At 67.7% G+C, this 2501-nt stretch carries 2 protein-coding genes; both read right to left on the bottom strand.

Annotation, left to right across the window (positions count from 1 at the left end):
- Window positions 1–61: 61 nt before the first annotated feature.
- The gene (gene istB / locus NYO99_RS21315; RefSeq protein ID WP_268169303.1) at window positions 62–883 is read right to left on the bottom strand and encodes an IS21-like element helper ATPase IstB; all 822 of its coding nucleotides are present in this window, start codon (window positions 881–883) and stop codon (window positions 62–64) included.
- Entirely contained in the window at window positions 880–2385 is a 1506-nt protein-coding gene (istA, locus tag NYO99_RS21310) for an IS21 family transposase (RefSeq protein ID WP_268169302.1), read from the bottom strand. The genes istB and istA overlap by 4 nt, the downstream gene beginning before the upstream one ends.
- Between the last annotated feature and the right edge of the window lie 116 nt (window positions 2386–2501).

The following is a 2501-nucleotide window of genomic DNA, read 5'->3' as shown; positions in this document are numbered from 1 at the left end:
TGTTGAGGCTCGCAGCGAACTGACCCGGGGCGCTCGTGCAGAACTGACCCACCCCTGAAGGCTACCCGAGGGAGCCTGAGTCTGTGGATATCTCTGAGGTCTTGGGGTCTCCTTTCTTGCGTTGAGTAGGTCGGGCACGTGCCGCCGCAACGGTCGTGCTGCTGTGCTTGAAGCGCCAGGACTCGTTGCCGGTCTCGACGATGTGGCAGTGGTGCGTGAGCCGGTCGAGCAGCGCCGTGGTCATCTTGGCGTCGCCGAAGACGCTGGCCCATTCGCCGAAGCTCAGGTTGGTGGTGATGACCACACTGGTGTGCTCGTAGAGTTTGCTCAGCAGATGGAACAGCAGCGCCCCGCCGGCCTGGCTGAAGGGCAGGTAGCCGAGCTCGTCCAGGATGAGCAGGTCCACGTACATCAACCGGTGCGCGATCTGCCCGGCCTTGCCGGCCGCCTTCTCCGCTTCCAGCGCGTTGACCAGTTCCACCGTGGACTGGAAGCGCACCCGTTTGCCATGCCGCTGGATGGCCTCGATGCCCAGCGCTGTGGCCAGGTGCGTCTTGCCCGTGCCCGGCCCGCCGATCAGCACCACGTTGTGCGCGGCCTCGGTGAACTGGGTCGTGTGCAGCTTGCGCACCAGCGCCTCATCGACTGCGCTGGCCTCGAAGTCGAAGCTCGCCAGGTCCCGGTGCGCCGGGAAGCGCGCGGCCGTCATCTGGTACGCGATGGAGCGCACGTTGCGCTCGGCGCCCTCGGCGTCCAGCAGTTGTTCGATCAGCTGCTCAGGTTCCAGCGCCGCGTGGCGGCAATGCGCCACCAGCTCCGGCCAGTTGGACGCCATGCCGTGCAGCTTGAGCGCCTTCAGCCGCGTGACGATCTCGGTGCTCATGGGCGGGCCTCCTGTGGGTTGCGCAACGCGTCGTAGCGCTGCACGTCGGCGCGGGGTTCCTCCTTCAGCGCCGGTGTGGGTTGGGCCAGTTCACGGATGGCCGTGGTGCCGTCCTTCAAGCGCGCCAGCACGTTGAGCACATGCTCGGCGCTGGGCCGTCCTGCTTCCAGCGCAATCTCTGCGGCCACCAGCACCGCCTCCAGGCCATGCACCGGCACGGCCGCCAGCACCTGCGCCATGACGCGGTCGCCGCCCGCGTGGCGCAGCAGATGGCGCTGCAAGGTCTGCAGGACCTCGGGCATGGCCTTGAAGGGCGCGCCGTTGCGCAGCGCCCCGGGCTTGGTCTGCACCAGTGGGATGTAGTGCTGCCAGTCGTAGAAGGTCAGGTCGCGCTCGAAGCTGCGGGTGTGCCGGGCCACCTCAACACCGTCGGCCACCAGCACCAGGGTGTCGGGGTAGGCACGCAGGCTGAGCACGGCGTTCACATGCCGCGTGGGCACGCTGTAGCGGTTGCGCTGGAAGTGCACCAGCGCCGTGGCGGAGACGCGCACGGGTTGCTCGACGTAGCCGTCGAAGGGCTTTGGGCACGGCATCAGCCGCGCCTGCTCGTCTTGCAGCACATCGGCCACGGTCAATGCCGGCCACTCGGGGTGTGCGGTCTCGGCCCAGCAGGCGCGGCAGCGCTCGGCGAGCCAGGCATTGAGCGTGGCCAGGTCCGGCCAGCGCCGCTCGCTGGCTTCGCGCCAGACCTGGCGTCGGCGGTCCTGCACGTTCTTCTCGACGATGCCCTTCTCCCAGCCCGAGGCCGGGTTGCAGAACTCGGGCTCGAACAGGTAGTGCGAGCACATGGCCTGGAAGCGCGCGTTGACCGAGCGCTGCTTGCCGACGCCGACCTTGTCCACCGCCGTCTTCATGTTGTCGTACACGCCTCGACGCGGCACGCCGCCCAGCGCCTGGAACGCGCGTGCGTGAGCGTCGAACAGCATCTCGTGGCTCTGCGTCGGGTAGGCCGTGAGCCAGAAGGCGCGGCTGCTGGCGAGCTTGGTGTGCGCGACCTCCAGCCGTCGGCGCAGGCCACCCACGAAGACGTACTCGCAGCTCCAATCGAACTGGAAGGCGTCGCCGAGCTCAAAGCTCATCGGCACGAAGGCGGCGCGCCGTGGCGCCGCGTCCTGCTCGGCGCGCCAGCCCCGCACCCAGCGGGTCACGCGCGCATAGCTGCCGGCGTAGCCCAGCGCGCGTATCTGCTCGAACAGCATCTTGACCGTGCGCCGGTCGCGCACCGGCCGGTGCTGGTCGGCCTTGAGCGCCGACGCCAGATGCTCAGCCCAGGCATCCACCGCGCTGGCGGCCTCTCGCTTGGGGTACTTGGGTTCGGTCACGCCCTCCTGGCGCAACCACTGACGAACAGTGTTCCGGGACAACCCGGTGCGTCGACTCACCTCGCGGATGGACAGTCCATCTCGCAGGTGCATCCGTCTGATCTTGGCCAACATGCCCACGCTGATCACTCCTGCTTCCCCTGCTCATCCGTTGAGCAGGTCAGTGTGTTTTGCGTGGGTCAGTTTTGCGCGAGCATCACCCCGTTTTGTGGGTCAGTTTTTGGCGAGCGTCAACA

The organism is Roseateles hydrophilus, assembly GCF_026712245.1.
Taxonomy (GTDB): Bacteria; Pseudomonadota; Gammaproteobacteria; order Burkholderiales; family Burkholderiaceae_C; genus Pelomonas; species Pelomonas hydrophilus.
The sequence above is the reverse complement of the archived record's forward strand: the minus strand, read 5'-3'. Positions and strand labels throughout refer to the sequence as shown.